Origin of the sequence: Streptomyces sp. SID14515 (assembly GCF_010548505.1) — a bacterium.
GTDB lineage: Bacteria > Actinomycetota > Actinomycetes > Streptomycetales > Streptomycetaceae > Streptomyces > Streptomyces caviscabies.
In genome coordinates, this window is sequence record NZ_JAAGMH010000040.1 from 49529 (window position 1) to 69138 (window position 19610).

The following is a 19610-nucleotide window of genomic DNA, read 5'->3' on the forward strand; positions in this document are numbered from 1 at the left end:
CCAAATAGCCTGTGGATAACTCAAGTTGACTGTGGATCAAACCTGATGGAGGAGAAGAACCGAGGAATCACAGAAGAATGAGGGGCTGAAAAACCGAAGAACCGAAGAGGTGACGAGGCGAAATACGGATGCACCGACGAGCTCGCCACGGGCACTCTGACGCCATGGACGAACGTCGCACCGTCAAGGTGTCCAAGTACCTCTCGAAGCATCTGCGGCATCAGCCGGAACGCATCGGCCTCACCCTCGACGAGAACGGCTGGGTGCCGGTCGAGGAGCTGCTGCGCGCCGCGGCCCGGCACGGGTTCGCCTTCTCCCGCGCCGAGCTCGACCACGTCGTCGCCGCCAACGACAAGCGCCGCTTCACCATCGAGAGCGGCGTGGAGGACGGCACCGAGGACGGCGTGGAGGGCGACCGTATCCGCGCCAACCAGGGCCACACCGTCACCGTCGACCTGGACCTGCCGCCGGCCGAGCCGCCCGCGTACCTCTACCACGGCACGGTCGCCCGGGTGATGGACGCGATCCGGGCCGAGGGCCTGCGCCCCATGGCCCGCCACCACGTCCACCTCTCGCCCGACCAGGAGACGGCCACCCGGGTGGGCGCCCGCCGCGGCCGCCCCCTCGTCCTCACCGTGGACGCGGGCGCGATGCACCGCGCCGGCCATGTCTTCCGGGTCAGCGCCAACGGGGTCTGGCTCGCCGACGCCGTACCGCCTCAGTTCCTGCTTCTGCGCGACTGAGGGGCCGCGGAAGCAGAAACCTTACGAATCAAGCCAGTTGAGCGGGCGCCTCGATCGCGATGCGCTCGAAGACCTTCGGGTCGACGTCGAAGTCGGAGTCCGGGATCGGGGCGTGGACGACGATCTCGGTGAAGCCCAGCTCCGCGTGGTGCCCGGCGAAGTCGACGAAGGCGTCCACGGACTCCAGGGGGGCGGTGCGGTCCGGCGTGAAACCGGTCAGCAGGATCCGGTCCGGCTCGGAGGCGTCCCGGCCGATCTCCGCACAGGCCGCCGTGAACTTCTCGTTCTGCGCCCGCAGCGCGGCCCGCGACTCCTCCGGGGTGCCGTTCTCGTACAGCTTGGGGTCGCCGGTGGTGACCCAGGCCTGCCCGTGGCGGGCGGCGAGCTTCAGACCGCGCGGCCCGGTCGCGGCCACCGCGAACGGCAGCCGGGGGCGCTGGACGCAGCCGGGGATGTTGCGGGCCTCCTCCGCGGCGTAGTGCGCCCCGCGCTCGGTCACCGCGTCCTCGGTGAGCAGCCGGTCCAGGAGAGGCACGAACTCCGCGAAGCGGTCGGCCCGTTCGCGCGGGGTCCAGGCCTCCTGGCCCAGCGCGGTGGCGTCGAAGCCGTTGCCCCCGGCGCCGATACCGAGGGTGATCCGGCCGCCCGAGATGTCGTCCAGGGAGATCAGCTCCTTGGCCAGCGTCACCGGGTGGCGGAAGTTCGGCGAGGTAACGAGGGTGCCCAGCCGGAGGCGTTCGGTGGCCGTCGCCGCGGCGGTGAGCGTGGGCAGCGCCCCGAACCACGGGCCGTCCCGGAAGGTCCGCCAGGACAGGTGGTCGTAGGTGTAGGCGGTGTGGAAGCCCAGCTCCTCCGCGCGCTGCCAGCGGTCACGACCGCCCTCGTGCCAGCGGTGGACGGGCAGGATCACGGTGCTCAGGCGGAGGCTCATGCCCACGAGCCTACGGCTGTGCGCGCGCCCGTCGACCCTCAGATGACCCATGACATATGCCGGAGGAATGTTCCGCAGTTCAGAAGCTTACGCACTCAGATGTGCGCCCCTCCGCACGCCCGTGCGCCTTCGTGGGCGAGAATGGCCCGGTGACCTCAGTGACCGATGCGCCTCTTCCCGCCGTGACCCGGCTGATCGCCACCGACCTCGACGGCACCCTGCTGCGCGACGACAAGACGCTGTCCGCGCGCACGGTCGCGGCCCTCGCGGCGGCCGAGGAGGCCGGGCTGGAGGTCTTCTTCGTCACCGGCAGGCCGGCCCGCTGGATGGACGTCGTGCGGAACCACGTACAGAGCCATGGAACGGCGATCTGCGCCAACGGCGCCGTGGTCACCGATCTGCGGACCGACGGCGACCTGCTCTCCGTGCGGCCGCTGGAGCGCGACGCCGCCCTGCACGTCGTGCGCACCCTGCGCGAGACGGCCCCCGGCACCTCCTTCGCCGTCGAGATGACCACCGGCATCAACTACGAACCGGCCTACCCGCCCTTCCACCTGGACCCGGGCGCCACGGTGGCCGTCGCCGAGAAGCTGCTGCACGAGGACGCCCCGGGCGCCGGCGCGCCGGTGATCAAGCTGCTGGCCCACCACACCGAGCTGGCACCCGACGCCTTCCTCGACCTGGCCCGTACGGCGGCCGGCGACCGGGCCGCCTTCACCCGCTCCAGCCCCTCCGCGCTCCTGGAGGTCAGCGGGCTCGGCGTCTCCAAGGCCACCACGCTCGCCGCCTGTTGCGCCGAGCGCGGCATCGCGCCCGCCGAGGTGGTCGCCTTCGGCGACATGCCCAACGACATCGAGATGCTCCGCTGGGCCGGGGCCTCCTTCGCGATGGGCAACGCCCATCCGGACGCGGTGGCCGCCGCCTCTGGCCGGACCGCCACCAACGAGGAGGACGGGGTGGCCCTCGTCATCGAGCGGATCCTCGCCGGCCGAACAGAACCCCGCTGAAACGACTCTGCTGAAACCTTTCGGCAGACCGGACGGGAGAGCCTGCCCCGCCGTCCTCACAGCGGCGCCTCCCACACCACCGTCGTACCGCCGCCGCCCTCCCCGATGCCCGGGTCGATCCGGCTCGACCCGCCCAGCGACTCGGCGCGGCGGGCCAGATTGCGCAGTCCGCTGCGCCGGCCGCCCTCCGGAATGCCCACCCCGTCGTCGGCGACCGACAGACGCACCGCCGCCCGCCCGTCCGGCAGCGTGACCGTCGCGTCGACGACCACATCGATCAGCGACGCCCCCGCGTGCCGGAAAGCGTTGGAGAGAGCCTCGCGCAACGCGGCGACCAGGTTCTTGCCGGTCAGCTCGCCGACGAGCGAGTCCACCGGGCCCAGGAAGCGGTGCGAGGGCTTGAAGCCGAGCGGGACGGCCGCCATGTTGATCTCCCGCAGGACGCGGGTGCGCAGCCCCGACGGGGCCTCGGCCGGTTCCTGCTGGAGCGCGAAGATGGCCGTACGGATCTCCTGGATCGTCACGTCCAGCTCGTCGACCGCCCGGCCCACACCCGTCCGCACCTCGGGCACCACCGAGCGGCGCTGGGCGCTCTCCAGCATCATCCCGGTGGCGAACAGCCGCTGGATGACCAGGTCGTGGAGGTCGCGGGCGATCCGGTCGCGGTCCTCGTACACCGCGAGCCGCTCCCGGTCCCGCTGCGCCTCGGCCATCATCAGCGCGAGCGCCGCCTGGGAGGCGAACTGGGTGGCGAGCGTCCGCTCGCTCTCCGTGAACGGGCGCGCGCCCCGGGACCGGGGGGTGGCCAGCGCCCCGAGCACGCGGCCGCCGCTGTGCAGCGGCAGCATCATGCTGGGGCCGAACCGGCCGGCCAGCCTGGTGATCATCCGGCTGTCGGTGGCCGAGTCGTCGATGAACACCGCCTCGCCCGCGAGCAGTTTCGCCACCACCGCGCTCCGGGCCGGAATGATCACGCCGAGCGAGGACGAGGGGTCGTCGGACGAGACGGCGACGATCTCCAGACCGCCCTCGCCGGTGGGCAGCAGCACGATCCCGGCGGCGGAGTCGGCGAGCCGGCGGGCCTGTTCGGCGACCACGGACAGCGCCTCGTCCGCGTCCCCGCCCGACAGGAGCGCCGTGGTCACCGCGACCGAACCGTCGATCCAGTGCTCCCGCTGCCGCGCCGCCTCGTACAGCCGGGCGTTGCCGATCGCGATCCCGGCCTCCGTGGCGAGCACCCGGACCATGTGGAGGTCGTAGTCGCTGAACTCCGCGCCGTTCCGCTTCTCGGTCAGATAGAGGTTGCCGAAGATCTCCCCCTGGACCCGGATCGGCACCCCCAGGAAACTGCGCATGCGAGGGTGCCCGGCCGGGAATCCCGCGGACCGGGGATCGGTGGACAGGTCGGCCAGACGGACCGGGGCGGGGTCGTGGATCAGCGCGCCGAGCAGGCCGCGGTGGCCGTCGGGCCGCCGCCCGATCGCCTCGGCCACCTCCTGCGGAACGCCGTACGTGACGAAGTCCGAGAGGCCCTCGCCAAGCTCGTCGACGACGCCGATCGCGGCGTACCGGGCGTGGGCGAGCTCGGCGGCCGTCTCGCAGATCCGGTCCAGGGTGGAGTGCAGTTCCAGCCCCGCGCCGACGGAACGCATCGCCTCCAGGAGCTGCGGCACCCGCGCGGTCAGCTCGGTGGACAGCCCCTGGAGGCTGCGGGTGGCCCGGGTGGCGGCGTCGAGGGAGTCCTTCGGGTCGGGCTCTGCCATGGCCCGAGCCTAGTTAGTGGCGATAGGGGGCGAAAGTCGAGAATGCGTGCGATGACCGGAGAACGCTCCCGCGAGGGGCCTGGTTCGCGTCGCCCGCGTCCTCACACCCCCGCCCCCGCCGTCTCCCGTTCGCGCTCCAGCATGCGGCGCAGCGGCCCGTCCTCGGCGGCGAGTTCGGCGTACGGTCCACGCTGCACGACCCGGCCCGCGGCCAGCACCAGCACCTCGTCGACCGCCTCCAGACCGGTCAGCCGGTGGGTGATCAGGACCGTCGCGCGGCCCCGGGTGGCGTCCAGCAGATCGGCGGTGAGGGCGTCGGCGGTCGGCAGGTCGAGGTGTTCGGCCGGCTCGTCCAGGACGAGGACGGGGAAGTCGGCGAGCAGCGCGCGGGCCAGGGCGAGGCGTTGCCGCTGGCCGCCGGAGAGCCGTGCGCCGTGCTCGCCCACCGGGGTGTCGAGCCCCTGCGGCAGGGCCCGCACCCAGTCCAGGAGGCGGGCCTGGGAGAGCGCGTCGCGCAGTTCGGCGTCGGTCGCCCCGGGCCGGGCCAGGCGCAGGTTCTCGCGGATCGTGCTGTCGAAGACGTGCGCGTCCTGGGCGCACAGCCCCACCGAGCTCCGGACCGTGTCCGACTCCAGCGCGGCCGCCTCGACGCCGCCGAGCCGGTACGTCCCCGACGAGGCGTCCAGGAAGCGCAGGAGGACCTGGGCGAGCGTCGTCTTGCCCGAACCGGAAGGGCCCACGACCGCGATGCGCCGTCCGGGCGTCAGCGTCAGGTCGAGCGAGGACAGGGCGTCCCGCGCCGCACCCGGGTAGCGGGCGCTCAGCCCCCGTACCTCCAGCGGGAAGGGCGAGGCGGGCTCCTCGGCGGGGGTCTCGGGCTCCCGTACGGGCACGGGGGCGTCCAGCACCTCGAAGACCCGCTCCGCGCTCCGGGCGACGCGCCGGCGGTACTGCACGGCGAGCGGCAGCCCCGTGACGGCCTCGAAGGCGGCCAGCGGGGTCAGCACCACCACGGCGAGCGCGACACCCGACAGCCGGCCGTCGTGCACGGCGGGGACGGCGACGGCCGCGGCGGCCACCACGGTCAGCCCGCAGACCAGGGCGGACAGACCGCCGCCCAGCGCCGTCGCGGCGGCCGCGCGGGAGGCGATCCGGGTCAGCAGCCGGTCGGCCGTGCGCAGCCGCGCCTGCCGGGCGGGCAGCGCTCCCGCGACGGTCAGCTCGGCGGTGGAGCCGAGGAGGTCGGCGACCCGGGTGGCCAGGGCGGCGCGGGCGGGCGCGAGCTGACGCTCCGTACGGCGGGCGCAGGCGACGCTGACGAGCGGTACGCCGACCCCGGCGATCAGCAGCCCGACGGCCAGGATCACGCCCGCCTCCGGGAGCAGCCAGCCGGTGAACCCGGCGGCCGCGGTGCCCACCACGAGGGCCGTGGCGGCGGGCAGCAGCCAGCGCAGCCAGTAGTCCTGGAGCGCGTCCACATCGGCGACGAGCCGGGACAGCAGATCGCCGCGCCGGGTGGTGCGCAGTCCGGCGGGGGCGATGCGTTCGAGGCCTCGGTAGACGGAGACCCGCAGGTCGGCGAGGAGCTTCAGCACGGCGTCGTGCGAGACGAGCCGCTCGGCGTAGCGGAAGACCGCCCGGCCGATGCCGAAGGCGCGGGTCGCGGTGACCGCCATCATCAGATACATCACCGGCGGCTGTTCGGAGGCGCGGGAGATCAGCCAGCCGGAGACCGCCATGAGCCCCACGGCCGACCCGACGGCCAGGCTGCCCAGCAGCAGGGCCAGGGTCAGTCGGCCGCGCTGCGCCCCGGCGGACGCGCGGACCCGGGCGAGCACCCGTCCGGAGCGGCTGCCGGTCGTCCCGAGGGTGCCGAGTGCCTCCGCCCTCCGGGCGTCCAGGAGTTCACCCCCGGCGAGGGGCTCGGGCACGGCGGGCCCCGGGGCGGCGACGCCCGCGAGCGCCTTCGCGTACGGCTCGGCAGGGACCCCCGCCCCCGTACGCGGTTCCAGCGTCACCACACGATCGGCGACCGCCAGCAGCGCCGGACGGTGGACGACCAGCAGCACGGTCCGCCCGGCGGACAGCCGCCGTACGGCGTCGACGATGCCCGCCTCGCTCTCGCCGTCCAGGCTCGCGGTCGGCTCGTCCAGCAGCAGGACCGGCCGGTCGGCGAGGAACGCCCGGGCGAGGGCGAGGCGCTGGCGCTGGCCCGCGGAGAGCCCGGCGCCGTCCTCGCCGAGCGCCGTCCGCACCCCGTCGGGCAGCGCCGCGACGAAGTCGTACGCGCCCGCGTCCCGCAGCGCCGCGAGGACCGCCTCGTCGTCGGCGTCGGGCCGGGCGAGGCGGACGTTCTCGGCGATCGTGTCCGCGAAGAGGTGGGGCCGCTGAGGGACCCAGGCGATCCGGCTCCGCCAGCGGTCCGGGTCCAGATCCGCGAGGTCCCGGCCCCCGACCCGTACGCGCCCCTCGTCGGGTACGGCGAACCCGAGGAGCACGTTCAGCAGGGTGGACTTGCCGACCCCGCTCGGGCCGACCAGGGCGACGGTCTCCCCCGGCTCCACGGAGAGCGAGGCGTCGTCGAGCGACGGTTCGCCGCGGCCCTCGTGGCGTACGGTCACGTCCGCCAGCTCCAGACGCAGCGTGTCCGGGACGTCCTCGGCGCCCGGGGTGCGGGGTTCGGTCTCCAGGACCGTGAAGATCTCCTCGGCGGCCGAGAGGCCCTCGGCCGCCGCGTGGTACTGCGCCCCGACCTGGCGGATCGGCAGATACGCCTCCGGGGCCAGGATCAGGACCACCAGACCGGTGTAGAGGTCGAGTTCACCGTGGACGAGGCGCATGCCGATCGTGACGGCGACGAGGGCCACCGACAGGGTCGCCAACAGCTCCAGGGCGAAGGAGGAGAGGAAGGCGATCCGCAGGGTGCGCAGGGTGGCCCGGCGGTAGTCCGAGGTGATGGTGCGGATCGACGCGGCCTGGGCCTTGGCCCGCCCGAAGACCTTCAGGGTCGGCAGCCCGGCGACGACGTCCAGGAAGTGCCCGGAGAGCCGGGACAGGAGCTGCCACTGCCGGTCCATGCGGGACTGGGTGGCCCAGCCGATCAGGATCATGAAGAGCGGGATGAGCGGCAGCGTGACGACGATGATCGCCGCCGACACCCAGTCCTCGGTGACGATCCGGGCGAGCACCGCCACCGGCACGACGACCGCGAGGCCGAGCTGCGGGAGGTAGCGGGCGAAGTAGTCGTCGAGCGCGTCGATGCCCCGGGTCGCCAGCGCGACGAGCGAACCGGTGCGCTGTCCGCTCAGCCAGTCGGGGCCCAGCAGCGCGGCCCGCTCCAGGAGCCGGCCGCGCAGTTCGGACTTGACGGCCGCGCTGGCGCGATGGGCCGCCAGTTCGGTGAGCCAGGCGACCAGGGCCCGCCCGACGGCGACGGCGGCGAGCAGCAGGAGAGGGGTGCGCAGCGCGGTGACCGTGAGTCCGCCCTCGAAACCGCCCACCACGATCTCGGCGATGAGCATCGCCTGGGCGATCACCAACAGGGCGCCGACCAGGCCGAGAGCCACCACGGCCGCCAGGAAGAGGCGGGTGGCCCGGGCGTGGTGGAGCAGACGCGGATCGATCGGTTTCACGTGAAACATCCCCCCGGCGGGGTCGGTGAGCTCTGCGGGATCGAGAGCTGCCGCGGGCCTCGCGGGGCCTGCGGCAGCTCACCGGATTCAGTGCGCGTCGGCGATGTGCTGGGTGCCGATGCGCTTGCGGAAGACCCAGTAGGTCCAGCTCTGGTAGAGCAGCACGATGGGCGTGGCGATGCCCGCGCACCAGGTCATGATCTTGAGCGTGTACGGGCTGGACGAGGCGTTGGTGACCGTGAGGTTCCAGGCGTCGTTCAGCGAGGACGGCATGACGTTCGGAAAGAGCGTCAGGAAGAGCATCGCGACCGCCGCCGCGATCGTCACGCCCGAGAACGCGAACGACCAGCCCTCACGCCCCTTGGCGATGGCCCCGATCGCGGCCAGGAGCGCCACCACCGCCACGACCAGGGCGCCCAGGCTCCAGCCGTCCCCGTTCTCGGCCTGGGTCCAGAGCAGGAAGCCCAGCGCGAGCACCGCGGTGACCGGACCGAGCTTCAGCGCCAGGGCGCGGGCCCGGACCCGGATGTCGCCCGCCGTCTTGAGACCGGCGAACACCGCCCCGTGGAAGGTGAAGAGGGTGAGCGTGACCAGGCCGCCGAGGATCGCGTACGGGTTGAGGAGGTCCCAGAAATTGCCGACGTACTCCATGTCGGCGTCGATCTTCACGCCCCGCACGATGTTCCCGAACGCCACGCCCCACAGCACCGCGGGGATCAGCGAGGTCCAGAAGATCGCGGTCTCCCAGTTCGTCTGCCACCGCTCCTCGGACCGCTTGGCGCGGTACTCGAAGGCGACGCCCCGCACGATCAGGCAGAACAGGATGATCAGCAGCGGCAGATAGAAGCCGGAGAAGAGGGTGGCGTACCACTCGGGGAAGGCGGCGAAGGTCGCGCCGCCGGCGGTGAGCAGCCAGACCTCGTTGCCGTCCCAGACGGGCCCGATCGTGTTGATCAGAACCCGGCGCTCCTTGCGGTCGCGGGCCAGCAGCTTGGTGAGGACCCCGATGCCGAAGTCGAATCCCTCCAGGAAGAAGTAGCCGGTCCAGAGGACGGCGATGAGCACGAACCAGACGTCGTGGAGTTCCATCTCTCAGCTCCTGTGCTCAGTACGAGAAGGCCATCGGCCGGTCGGCGTCGTCTTCGTCGTGCCCGCCGATCTTCGTGGGCGGGTTGAGGTCGTCCTCGGTGAGTTCCGGGGGCCCGGCCTTGATGTACTTCACGAGCAGCTTCACCTCGATCACGGCGAGCACCGCGTAGAGCAGGGTGAAGACGATCATCGAGGTGAGCACCTCGCCCTGCGAGACACCGGGGGAGACCCCGGCACGGGTCTGGAGCACCCCGTAGACCACCCAGGGCTGGCGGCCCATCTCGGTGAAGATCCAGCCCCAGGAGTTGGCGATCAGCGGGAAGAGCAGCGTCCAGAGCGCGACCACCCAGTAGAGCTTGGTGAGCCTCGGGCTCAGCGCCTTGTTCCGGAACAGGACCAGATGCGGCACCTCGTCCTCACCGGTCCGCAGCGCCGGTGGCAGCAGGAACTTCTTCCGGGTCAGCCAGAGCCCCAGCAGGCCGAGGCCGAAGGAGGCCATCCCGAAGCCGATCATCCAGCGGAAGCTCCAGAACGCGACCGGGATGTTGGGGCGGTAGTCGCCGGGCCCGTACTTCTCCTGCGACTCCTTGTTGATGTCGTTGATGCCGGGGACATAGGAGTTCGGGTCGTTGTTGGCGAGGAAGGACAGTATTCCGGGGAGCGAGATCTCCACGGAGTTGTGGCCCTTGCTGACGTCCCCGTACGCGAAGATCGAGAACGGCGCCCGCTCCTGACCGTCCCACAGCGCCTCGGCGGCGGCCATCTTCATCGGCTGCTGCCGGAACATGACCTTGGCGAGGCTGTCACCGCTGACGGCGGTGAGCAGTCCGGCGACCACCACGGTGATCAGGCCGAGGCGCAGCGAGGTCCGCATCACCGGGATGTGCTTCTTGCGCGCCAGGTGGAACGCGGCGATGCCGACCATGAAGGCCCCGCCGACCAGGAACGCCGCCGTGATGGTGTGGAAGAACTGGGTGATCGCGGTGTCCTGGGTGAGCACCCGCCAGAAGTCGGTGAGCTCGGCCCGGCCGCGCTCCTCGTTGATCCGGTAGCCGACCGGGTGCTGCATCCAGGAGTTGGCCGCCAGGATGAAGTAGGCGGAGAGGATCGTGCCGATCGAGACCATCCACATGCAGGCGAGGTGGATCTTCTTCGGCAGCTTGTCCCAGCCGAAGATCCACAGACCGATGAAGGTGGACTCGAAGAAGAAGGCGATCAGCGCCTCGAAGGCGAGGGGAGCGCCGAAGATGTCGCCGACGAAGCGCGAGTAGTCGGACCAGTTCATGCCGAACTGGAACTCCTGGACGATTCCCGTGACGACGCCCATGGCGATGTTGATCAGGAACAGCTTGCCCCAGAACTTGGTCGCCCTGAGGTACTTCTCGTTCTCCGTCCGCACCCAGGCGGTCTGCAGGCCGGCGGTGAGCGCGGCGAGCGAGATCGTCAGGGGGACGAAGAGGAAGTGGTAGACGGTGGTAATGCCGAACTGCCATCGCGCCAGGGTCTCCGGCGCCAGAGCTAGGTCCACGTCGTCAGTCTCCTTACATCGCCGTGGTCACACCGGCACTATGCCCCTTTGATCCCACCGATTACGGGAGGAAGCAGGGCACGCTTGTGAACGCGTTCACATTCACAAGCAATTATGGCGCACACACTTTCGGAGTCTTCGTCGGGGGTACCCCTTTTCGGCCCCGGACCGTGCCAACGGCCCCCGCCGCCCACGCAAAGGGCCCCGGACCTCGGTCGATCGAGGTCCGGGGCCACAGGGCCGTACAGGCGGTGCAGCGCCGCAGGTCGGCGCGGCTCTACAGCTCCGCGCGGAACGCCTCCGCCGCCTTCAGGAAGAGGTCGTTGCCCTCGTCCTCGCCGATCGAGACCCGCACGCCCTCGCCCGCGAACGGCCGCACGACCACCCCGGCCCGCTCACAGGCCGCCGCGAAGTCGAGGGTCCGCTCGCCGAGCCGCAGCCAGACGAAGTTCGCGTGCGACTCCGGCACCGTCCAGCCCTGGCGCACCAGCTCCGCGCTCACCCGGGTGCGCTCGGCGACCAGCGAGCCGACCCGGCCCAGCAGCTCGTCCTCGGCGCGGAGCGAGGCCACCGCCGCGTCCTGGGCGAGCTGGCTCACACCGAAGGGGACGGCGGTCTTGCGCAGCGCGGCGGCCACCGGCTCGTGGGCCACCGCGAAGCCGACCCGCAGCCCGGCCAGGCCGTACGCCTTGGAGAAGGTGCGCAGCACCGCCACATTGGGCCGGTCCCGGTAGATCTCGATGCCGTCCGGCACGTCGGCGTCGCGGATGAACTCCTTGTACGCCTCGTCGAGCACCACCAGCACATCGCTCGGCACCCGGTCGAGGAACCGTTCCAGCTCGGCCCGGCGCACCACCGTGCCGGTGGGGTTGTTGGGGTTGCAGACGAAGATCAGCCGGGTCCGGTCGGTGATCGCGTCCGCCATCGCGTCGAGGTCGTGCACATCGCCGTCGGTCAGCGGGACCTTGACCGAGGTCGCTCCGCTGACCTGGGTGATGATCGGGTACGCCTCGAAGGACCGCCAGGCGTAGATGACCTCGTCGCCGGGCCCGGAGGTGGCCTGGAGCAGCTGCTGGGCCACGCCCACCGACCCGGTGCCGGTGGCGAGATGCGAGAGCGGCACACCGAAACGGTCGGCCAGCTCGTTCATCAGGCCGGTGCACGCCATGTCCGGGTAGCGGTTGAAGTTGCCCGCGGCGGCGAGCGCCGACTCCAGGACACCCGGCAGCGGCGGATAGGGGTTCTCGTTGGAGGACAGCTTGTACGCGACCGGTCCGCCGGCCGCCGCCGGCTTCCCCGGCACATAGGCGGGAACGCCGTCCAGCTCGGCGCGCAGCTTGGGGCTCGTCTCGCTCACCGCAGGTCCTCCTCGACCGTCCGTTCACAGCAATACTGCACACCTTATGAGGATTGGGCCCCGCTGCGAATGGCCCGAGCGGGAAATCGACCGCAGTGCCCGGGAATGGGACCCCACACAGGGTCGGTCCGGGGCCTCTGCCCGGGGGAGCGCACCCCGGTCCGGCGCGCGCCGGTGGCTCACGCCGTGGCGCGCGTCCCCCGAACTGGTGAGTTGAGACCTCTTCGAGACATCGCACATTCGGCAGGCTGCCACCCGCCAGCACCTGAAACACGTATGCAATACGGCCCAACTCCCTTATATTCAAAGGAATCTGATGGTCAGTGACCTTGCAGAAACGTGCCTGTCAACGTGCGCATATGCGACCGGACCGACCACCCCTCGGAGCCCTACTATCGGCTCGCCATGACAGCAGCAGGGAAGCACCAGGTGAGCCGGACGGAGACACCCCGGCGCAGCGGCCGGCCGGGACGGGCGGGGATCCGTGATGTGGCCGCCGCGGCCGGAGTCTCGATCACGACCGTCTCCGACGCGCTCAACGGCAAGGGCAGGCTCCCGGACGCCACCCGCCGCCATGTCCGCGAGGTCGCCGAGCGCCTGGGCTACCGCCCGTCCGCCGCGGCCCGAACCCTCCGTACGGGCAAGTCGGGGCTGATCGGCCTGACCGTGACCACGTACGGGAATGAACCTTTCACCTTCACCGAATTCGCGTACTTCGCGGAGATGGCGAGAGCCGCGACCTCCGCGGCGCTCGCCCGCGGCTACGCCCTCGTCATCCTCCCCGCCACCTCCCGGCACGACGTCTGGTCGAACGTCGCGCTCGACGGGACCGTCGTGATCGACCCCTCCGACCAGGACCCGGTCGTCACCGAACTCGTCCGCCAGGGCCTGCCGGTCGTCTCGGACGGCCGCCCGGCCGGAACGCTCCCCGTCACCGCCTGGGTCGACAACGACCACCGGGCCGCCGTGCTCGACCTCCTCGACCATCTCGCCGCCGCCGGAGCCCGCCGTATCGGCCTGCTGACCGGCAACACCACCGACACGTACACCCGGCTGTCCACCACCGCCTACCTCCACTGGTGCGAGCGGGTCGGCCAGGATCCCGTCTACGAGTCCTACCCGGCCCACGACCCCTGCGCGGGGGCGGTCGCCGCCGACCGGCTGCTCGCCCGCCCGGACCGCCCCGACGCGGTCTACGGACTCTTCGACCCCAACGGCACCGATCTCCTCGCGGCGGCCCGCCGCTACGGACTGCGGGTTCCCGAGGACCTGCTGCTGGTCTGCTGCTCCGAGTCCACCGTGTACGCGGCCACCGAGCCGCCCATCACGACGCTCTCGCTGAAGCCCCGCCGCATCGGCACGGCCGTCGTCCAGCTCCTCATCGACGCCATCGAAGGCGTCGAACACGACGGGCCGGTGGAGCAGGTCATACCGACGGAGCTCATCGTCCGGACCTCCTCGCAACGCCGTCCACCACGCACCACGGTCAGTGCGCCGCGCTCCCCCAGCGGGGATTGATCGGCTCTTTTCGGACCAATCGGCCGGTGAACCGTGCGTGCGCCCGGATTCACCACCCCTGGTGCGTCACACAGATCGATCCGCATTCCTATGATGGGCGCACGACACCGCGGACCACCTCTACCAGGCAAGGCCCGTCAGGTGTACGGCGGCGCGACGGTGGTGGAGGGGTCGATGACTCAGGGGGCCGGTCAGGAACCCGTGGTGCGGACGGCGACGTTGCGTGACTTCCGGGTTCCGCCGTATGCGCAGACACCCGTGCCACCACAGGCACAGGTGGCACCTCCTTCCTCGGTGCCGCCCCGTGCGCCGGGCCCGAACCCGCCGGCGCCGGGCGCTCCCGTCCCGCCGGGCGCTTCATTTCCGCAGCGGGCTCCCGCGCCGCCCCGGCCGCCGCATCCCGGCAACGCCGTCGTGGGCGACGAGCAGCCGGAGGGCTACACACCGACCGAACGGGACCTCCCGGTCATCCGGCGCGGCGACACGGTCCAGGTGCAGACCGTCGCCGAGCCGGCCCCCGTGGCCGAGGACGGTCTCGGCCCGCTCTTCGTCGTCGGCGACGTCCACGGCTATCTGGACGAACTGCTGGCCGCCCTCGGCGAGCAGGGCCTCATCGACGCCGACGGGAACTGGGCCGCGGGCAACGCCCGGCTGTGGTTCCTCGGCGACTTCACCGACCGCGGTCCGGACGGCATCGGGGTCATCGATCTCGTCATGCGGCTCTCCGCCGAGGCGGCGGCGGCCGGCGGCTACTGCAAGGCCCTGATGGGCAACCACGAGCTGCTGCTGCTCGGCGCCAAGCGGTTCGCCGACACCCCCGTCAACTCCGGGGCCGGCACCGCCACCTTCCAGGCCGCCTGGCTGCTCAACGGCGGCCAGAAGACCGACATGGAGCGCCTCCAGGACGTCCACCTCCAGTGGATGTCCCGGCTCGACGCGGTCGTCGAGGAGGACGGGCATCTGCTGATGCACTCCGACACGACGGCCTACCTCGACTACGGGTCCACCATCGAGGACGTCAACGACACGATCACGGCCATTCTCACGCGTAACGACGCGGACGAGTGCTGGGACCTCTTCCGCAAGCTGACCAAGCGGTTCGCCTTCCGGGACGAGGGCGGCGCCGACGCGGTGCGCGAGCTGATGGCGACGTACGGCGGACAGCGCGTCGTCCATGGTCACAGCCCTATTCCGTACCTCCTGGGCGAGGTCGGCACGGAGGACGGCGAGGACACGTCGGGCCCCGTGATCAACGGCCCGCACGTGTACGCGGACGGCCTCGCCATCGCCATGGACGGCGGAGTGACCATGGCCGGAAAGCTGCTGGTGGTTCAACTCCCGCTGCATGCCTGAGCGTCGGCGGGGAAGGCGCTTCAGGTTCCGCCTGCACCGACCTCGCCGATCACCGGACCCGTCACCGGGCCCAATTCTGGAAACACACTGTCACCCCGTGCCGTGAGCGCTCTACCATCGGCGTATCAGTGGCAGGCTCTCCTCCGTTTCCGCCCGATCGCCCGGTCCACGCGGGCAGCCGGGCACCGACGGAGCATCGGGGGATGCAGATGACAAGCGCTCCGCACCTGCTGGCCGAGGACGGACCCGAGTACGAGCGGATCCTGGGCGACGCACTGCGCCACGCTCATGAACGCCCGGACCTGGAGGGCGTCGGTGACCGGCTCAACACCGAACAGCTGCGCACGATGGCGCTCAGCGCCACGGCGCTGATCACCGCGGCCGCGGCCACCGAGTACGAGCACTACGTCGAGGCCCGGGGCGAACTGCGCCGGGCGTCGGCCACCGAAGCGGCCGAAGGGATCCCGGCCGTGGACGGGCCGCAGAGCACGGCGGCCGGATCGGGGGCCGGCATAGGCGCGGTCGTCACGGTCCTGACCCCGCTGCTGGCCGGCACCGCGGCCGTCATCTTCCTGCTCGTCGGCTACCTGCTGAAGGCGGTCAGCCCGTCGGTGGCCTTCGGCGACTCGATGGTCGCCGCCGGGTGGTTCTTCGCAGCGGTCGCCGCCGCCGCGATCCTGGTCGCGGCCGTCGGACTGCTCGTCACCGCGCTCCGCAACGGCACGACGTCCCTGGCGGCCGAGGACGAGGAACAGGAGCTTCCGGAGGAGGTCGCGCGGGCCCGGGAGGCCTGGCGCCACGCCCTGCTGGAGCGCGGCATCCTCCCGTTCCTCCGGGACGCCCTGGCCGACCCCACCGCGGGACCCGCCGCGCGGACCCCGCACCGTTCGCCCAACCGCATCCCGAAGATGGGCTACAGCAGGCCGGACTTCTCCGGCCCGGACGACGGACCGGCGGCCGGCCCCCGGCCGACCTTCACCAGCCCCGATTTCACCAGCCCGGACTTCGGCGGCCCGGAGCACCAGCCGGACTGACGGGCGGCGGCCCGGGGCCGACTTCCGCTTCCGGATCCGGTCCCGGCTCCGGCTCCGGTCCCGGACGCACCGCGGGCCGGGGCGGCAAGTGCCGCGCCCGGCCCGGGGAGACGCTCCGGACGGACCGGAGCGGTGGATCAGATGGCCTGCGGAGCCAGCTTCGGGTTCACGCCGTACTGGTTCGTCTCCGGCTTGCCCTCCGAGGCGAGGAAGACGATCAGGATGATGAAGCCGACCAGCGGGACGAACGCTATGAAGAACCACCAGCCCGAGCGGCCGGTGTCGTGCAGCCGGCGCACCAGGACCGCGAGCGACGGGACGAGAATCGCCACGGCGTAGATGTAGGACAGGAAGTCCGCACCGATCAGGCCGCCGACGATCGTGAGCACCAGGCTGATGACGAAGCTGATGAGCGTGAACATCCAGTACTCCTTGCGGCGCGCACGTCCGCTGAAGCCTGCGTAGTTCTTGAGTACTGACAGGTACCAGTCCATGGTGATTCCCCTCCCCGGGCCCCTGTTCAAGGGCCGCCGAATTTCAGCCAAGCAAGCCGGAAAGTAAGCCACGGATAAGGAAAGGGTCAAGCGCAGGTGAGCTGCGGGCCAAACGTACATCCAGCTGCCACACGACTGTGTCCATACTGTCGCTTAACAAGGTGAGTTAACCGGCCAAACAACCGTGAACCAGCTGTAGTTACTCGTAAGGCGCGGAACGCCCGGATGCTTCCGGCCCCGGATCAGGCCTCGGCGGCCCGTGATCGCGGCTGCGGACGGTCCTCCGGAGTCGGCCCCGTGGCCAGAAGTGCCTCACCGGTCGCGTAGAGCTCGATCAGCAACGGCCGCAGCGCCCGGCCGCCGCCGGTCAGGGTGTAGCGGGTACGGACGGGGAATCCGCGCCGGCGCTCCACCGACAGCAGGCCGCGCTCGCGCAGTTCCCGGAGCCGCTGGCTGAGAACCTTCGCCGAGAGCTCCGGCAGTCGCTCCCTCAGCTCGGAGAACCCGAGCGGGCCGCCCATGAGTTCGCGCAGCACCAGGGTGGTCCAGCGGCCCGACACCGCGGCGAGGGCCACCTCGACCGGGCAGTCCGGCTCGGGACGGGCCGTGCGGCCACGGGCGGTCGGCGTCAGTTCCCGGTCGCCGGCCGCGTGGGTATCCGTTGGGTGACTCTCGTCGACGAGCTGTTCACTGACGGCATGACGCATTCCACCAGTGTGCATCTGACCACCGTCGCCGCCGAGCACCCGTACGTCCTGGAGCGGGCGTTCAACACCTTCGACCCCGAGAGCGTCGACCGGCTGTACGAGGCGGACGCGCTGTTCGTGCCCCGGCCCGGTCACCTCACGACCGGCCCCGGCCGGATACCGGCCCCGGCCGGATACCGGCCCACCGGGACTTCCTCGCGCTGCGCGTCCCGATCCGGGTGGCCCCGCGCCGCACCTATGTCTCCGGCGGCCTGGCGCTCCTGATCGTCGACTGGGTGGTGGAGGGCAGGGCGGCGGACGGCGGACAGGTCCGGATCGCGGGCACGGCGACGGACGTCGCCCGCCGGGGCTCCGACGGGTTCTGGCGTTACGTCATCGACAACCCGTTCGGCACGGCGGTGGACGGCCCCGCGGAGGTGGGCCCGGCGGACTCGGCCGCCGGACCCACCTGACCTGCCGGGGTACCGGAGCGGGTCAGTCGGCGATGGGCAGGTAGACCCGGTTGCCGGCGGCCGCGAACTCCTTCGACTTCTCGGCCATGCCCTCCTCGATCTCCTCCTGCGATCCGCCGTGCTGACGGCGGATGTCCTGGGAGATCTTCATCGAGCAGAACTTCGGCCCGCACATCGAGCAGAAGTGCGCCGTCTTCGCGGGCTCGGCGGGCAGCGTCTCGTCGTGGAACTCCCGGGCCGTGTCCGGGTCGAGGGCCAGATTGAACTGGTCCTCCCACCGGAACTCGAACCGCGCGTCGGAGAGCGCGTCGTCCCACTCCTGCGCGCCCGGGTGCCCCTTGGCCAGGTCGGCCGCGTGGGCGGCGATCTTGTAGGTGATCACGCCCGTCTTCACGTCGTCCCGGTTGGGCAGCCCCAGGTGCTCCTTGGGCGTGACGTAGCAGAGCATCGCCGTGCCCCACCAGGCGATCATCGCGGCGCCGATGCCGGAGGTGATGTGGTCGTACGCCGGGGCGACGTCCGTGGTCAGCGGGCCGAGTGTGTAGAACGGCGCCTCCTCGCAGATTTCCTGCTGGAGGTCGATGTTCTCCTTGATCTTGTGCATCGGGACATGCCCGGGGCCCTCGATCATGGTCTGGACGCCGAACCGCTTGGCGATCGTGTTCAGCTCGCCCAGGGTGCGCAGCTCGGCGAACTGCGCCTCGTCGTTGGCGTCCGCGATCGACCCGGGACGCAGCCCGTCGCCCAGCGAGTAGGTGACGTCGTAGGTCGCGAGGATCTCGCAGAGCTCCTCGAAGTGCTCGTAGAGGAACGACTCCTTGTGGTGCGCCAGACACCAGGCCGCCATGATCGAGCCGCCGCGCGAGACGATGCCGGTCTTGCGACGGGCCGTCAGCGGGACGTACGGCAGGCGCACGCCCGCGTGCACCGTCATGTAGTCCACGCCCTGCTCGGCCTGCTCGATGACGGTGTCCTTGTAGATCTCCCAGGTCAGCTCCTCGGCCCGGCCGTCGACCTTCTCCAGGGCCTGGTAGAGCGGGACGGTGCCGATCGGCACGGGGGAGTTGCGCAGCACCCATTCGCGGGTGGTGTGGATGTTGCGGCCGGTGGACAGGTCCATGACCGTGTCGGCGCCCCACTTGGTCGCCCAGGTCATCTTGTCCACCTCCTCCTCGATGGAGGAAGTGACGGCCGAGTTGCCGATGTTGGCGTTGACCTTCACCAGGAACCGCTTGCCGATGATCATCGGCTCGATCTCGGGGTGGTTCACGTTGGCCGGCAGCACGGCCCGGCCCGCCGCGATCTCCTCACGGACGACCTCGGCCTCGACGTTCTCCCGGATCGCCACGTACTCCATCTCCGGGGTGATCTCCCCCCGCCGGGCGTACGCGAGCTGAGTGACGGGACGTCCGTCGCGGCTGCGGCGCGGCTGGCGCGGACGGCCGGGGAACACGGCGTCGAGGTTGCGCAGTCCGCCGCGCGGCGAAGTGTGCTTGAGCCCGTCGTCCTCGGGGCGGACCGGACGGCCCGCGTACTCCGCGGTGTCACCGCGGGCGATGATCCAGTTCTCCCGCAGGGGCGCGAGGCCCCGGCGGACATCGGTGTCGATTCCGGGATCGGTGTACGGCCCCGACGTGTCGTACAGCGTCACGTCCTTGCCGTTGGTGAGGTGCACCTGTCGGACCGGCACCCGGAGGTCCGGGCGCGAGCCCTGGACGTACCCCTTGTGCCAGCCGATGGACTTCCCGGCCTCGTCGTTCGGAACCGTGCCGTTCGGCGTTCCGTCGTTCTGTTTCGAGGCAGGCGTGCGTGCGTCCGCTGTGGTCATGAGACCTACTCCCTACGCCGGCATTACCCGGTAACAGGTTCGGCGGTCGGCGCAGCGTGTCCCGTACGGATGTACGGCGGTCAGCGCCCTCTCAGCCCGGTGCTCCGAGCTCCCGCGTGTGCAAAGGTGCCTCCACGCTAGCGTCCTTTCCGGCGAGCTGACCAGAGGGCCCTC

Annotated in this window: 16 protein-coding genes and 1 riboswitch; of the genes, 7 read left to right on the forward strand and 9 right to left on the reverse strand. The window is 71.2% G+C overall.

Annotated features, from left to right (window positions below; genetic code table 11):
* Positions 1 to 164 precede the first annotated feature (164 nt).
* Positions 165 to 743: an RNA 2'-phosphotransferase gene (locus G3I54_RS07550; protein WP_164612346.1), complete on the forward strand. Its 579-nt coding sequence runs from the start codon at positions 165 to 167 to the stop codon at positions 741 to 743.
* 28 nt (positions 744 to 771) lie between these two features.
* On the opposite strand, the gene G3I54_RS07555 is transcribed toward G3I54_RS07550, so the two are convergent.
* The gene (locus G3I54_RS07555) at positions 772 to 1674 is read right to left on the reverse strand and encodes an LLM class flavin-dependent oxidoreductase (protein WP_164612348.1); all 903 of its coding nucleotides are present in this window, start codon (positions 1672 to 1674) and stop codon (positions 772 to 774) included.
* Between the two features lie 149 nt (positions 1675 to 1823).
* Between G3I54_RS07555 and G3I54_RS07560 the strand changes: the two genes are divergently transcribed.
* A complete protein-coding gene (locus G3I54_RS07560; protein ID WP_164612350.1) occupies positions 1824 to 2681 on the forward strand; it encodes a Cof-type HAD-IIB family hydrolase in 858 nt (285 codons plus the stop codon).
* 56 nt (positions 2682 to 2737) lie between these two features.
* On the opposite strand, the gene G3I54_RS07565 is transcribed toward G3I54_RS07560, so the two are convergent.
* The 5 genes from G3I54_RS07565 to hisC form a co-directional block, all read right to left on the reverse strand.
* Positions 2738 to 4444 carry a GAF domain-containing protein gene (locus tag G3I54_RS07565; protein WP_164612352.1) on the reverse strand — a complete coding sequence of 569 codons (1707 nt, stop codon included), beginning with the start codon at positions 4442 to 4444 and terminating at the stop codon, positions 2738 to 2740.
* A gap of 101 nt (positions 4445 to 4545) precedes the next feature.
* Positions 4546 to 8076: a thiol reductant ABC exporter subunit CydD gene (cydD, locus tag G3I54_RS07570; RefSeq protein WP_164612354.1), complete on the reverse strand. Its 3531-nt coding sequence runs from the start codon at positions 8074 to 8076 to the stop codon at positions 4546 to 4548.
* Between the two features lie 87 nt (positions 8077 to 8163).
* Positions 8164 to 9165: a cytochrome d ubiquinol oxidase subunit II gene (gene cydB / locus G3I54_RS07575; protein ID WP_137229481.1), complete on the reverse strand. Its 1002-nt coding sequence runs from the start codon at positions 9163 to 9165 to the stop codon at positions 8164 to 8166.
* A gap of 16 nt (positions 9166 to 9181) precedes the next feature.
* Complete coding sequence (locus G3I54_RS07580) at positions 9182 to 10693, reverse strand: cytochrome ubiquinol oxidase subunit I (RefSeq protein ID WP_164612356.1); 1512 nt, start codon at positions 10691 to 10693, stop codon at positions 9182 to 9184.
* Between the two features lie 277 nt (positions 10694 to 10970).
* On the reverse strand, positions 10971 to 12050 hold the full coding sequence (gene hisC / locus G3I54_RS07585) for a histidinol-phosphate transaminase (protein ID WP_164612358.1): 1080 nt from the start codon (positions 12048 to 12050) through the stop codon (positions 10971 to 10973).
* A 405-nt stretch (positions 12051 to 12455) separates the two neighbouring features.
* On the opposite strand from hisC, the gene G3I54_RS07590 reads away from it, so the two are divergent.
* The 3 genes from G3I54_RS07590 (at position 12456) to G3I54_RS07600 (ending at position 15955) form a co-directional block, all read left to right on the forward strand.
* On the forward strand, positions 12456 to 13568 hold the full coding sequence (locus G3I54_RS07590; RefSeq protein WP_006126041.1) for a LacI family DNA-binding transcriptional regulator: 1113 nt from the start codon (positions 12456 to 12458) through the stop codon (positions 13566 to 13568).
* A 174-nt stretch (positions 13569 to 13742) separates the two neighbouring features.
* Positions 13743 to 14921 (forward strand): metallophosphoesterase, encoded by a 1179-nt coding sequence (locus G3I54_RS07595; RefSeq protein ID WP_164612360.1) that lies wholly within the window; start codon positions 13743 to 13745, stop codon positions 14919 to 14921.
* A gap of 203 nt (positions 14922 to 15124) precedes the next feature.
* On the forward strand, positions 15125 to 15955 hold the full coding sequence (locus tag G3I54_RS07600; protein WP_164612362.1) for a hypothetical protein: 831 nt from the start codon (positions 15125 to 15127) through the stop codon (positions 15953 to 15955).
* A 137-nt stretch (positions 15956 to 16092) separates the two neighbouring features.
* On the opposite strand, the gene G3I54_RS07605 is transcribed toward G3I54_RS07600, so the two are convergent.
* Complete coding sequence (locus tag G3I54_RS07605) at positions 16093 to 16449, reverse strand: DUF805 domain-containing protein (protein WP_164612364.1); 357 nt, start codon at positions 16447 to 16449, stop codon at positions 16093 to 16095.
* Positions 16450 to 16691: 242 nt separating this feature from the next.
* Entirely contained in the window at positions 16692 to 17156 is a 465-nt protein-coding gene (locus G3I54_RS07610; RefSeq protein ID WP_239144274.1) for a helix-turn-helix domain-containing protein, read from the reverse strand.
* Here G3I54_RS07610 and G3I54_RS39355 point away from each other — a divergent pair.
* Together G3I54_RS39355 and G3I54_RS39360 are read left to right on the forward strand one after the other, a co-directional pair.
* On the forward strand, positions 17148 to 17420 hold the full coding sequence (locus G3I54_RS39355) for a hypothetical protein (RefSeq protein WP_239144275.1): 273 nt from the start codon (positions 17148 to 17150) through the stop codon (positions 17418 to 17420). The two genes, G3I54_RS07610 and G3I54_RS39355, sit on opposite strands and share 9 nt — an antisense overlap.
* An 11-nt stretch (positions 17421 to 17431) precedes the next feature.
* Positions 17432 to 17608 carry a hypothetical protein gene (locus tag G3I54_RS39360; RefSeq protein ID WP_239144276.1) on the forward strand — a complete coding sequence of 59 codons (177 nt, stop codon included), beginning with the start codon at positions 17432 to 17434 and terminating at the stop codon, positions 17606 to 17608.
* A 22-nt stretch (positions 17609 to 17630) separates the two neighbouring features.
* On the opposite strand, the gene thiC is transcribed toward G3I54_RS39360, so the two are convergent.
* Entirely contained in the window at positions 17631 to 19436 is a 1806-nt protein-coding gene (gene thiC, locus G3I54_RS07620) for a phosphomethylpyrimidine synthase ThiC (RefSeq protein ID WP_164612367.1), read from the reverse strand.
* Positions 19429 to 19562, reverse strand: a riboswitch (TPP riboswitch). Its footprint overlaps the gene before it by 8 nt.
* Between the last annotated feature and the right edge of the window lie 48 nt (positions 19563 to 19610).

Bases quoted from the DNA above. Each gene is read 5' to 3' on its own strand.
- G3I54_RS07590 (WP_006126041.1), top strand. From the start codon at position 12,456: ATGACAGCAGCAGGGAAGCACCAGGTGAGCCGGACGGAGACACCCCGG.
- G3I54_RS07595 (WP_164612360.1), top strand. From the start codon at position 13,743: ATGACTCAGGGGGCCGGTCAGGAACCCGTGGTGCGGACGGCGACGTTG.
- G3I54_RS39355 (WP_239144275.1), top strand. From the start codon at position 17,148: ATGACGCATTCCACCAGTGTGCATCTGACCACCGTCGCCGCCGAGCAC.
- G3I54_RS07550 (WP_164612346.1), top strand. From the start codon at position 165: ATGGACGAACGTCGCACCGTCAAGGTGTCCAAGTACCTCTCGAAGCAT.
- G3I54_RS07600 (WP_164612362.1), top strand. From the start codon at position 15,125: ATGCAGATGACAAGCGCTCCGCACCTGCTGGCCGAGGACGGACCCGAG.
- thiC (WP_164612367.1), bottom strand. From the start codon at position 19,436: ATGACCACAGCGGACGCACGCACGCCTGCCTCGAAACAGAACGACGGA.
- G3I54_RS07555 (WP_164612348.1), bottom strand. From the start codon at position 1,674: ATGAGCCTCCGCCTGAGCACCGTGATCCTGCCCGTCCACCGCTGGCAC.
- cydB (WP_137229481.1), bottom strand. From the start codon at position 9,165: ATGGAACTCCACGACGTCTGGTTCGTGCTCATCGCCGTCCTCTGGACC.
- G3I54_RS07605 (WP_164612364.1), bottom strand. From the start codon at position 16,449: ATGGACTGGTACCTGTCAGTACTCAAGAACTACGCAGGCTTCAGCGGA.
- G3I54_RS07565 (WP_164612352.1), bottom strand. From the start codon at position 4,444: ATGGCAGAGCCCGACCCGAAGGACTCCCTCGACGCCGCCACCCGGGCC.
- G3I54_RS07610 (WP_239144274.1), bottom strand. From the start codon at position 17,156: ATGCGTCATGCCGTCAGTGAACAGCTCGTCGACGAGAGTCACCCAACG.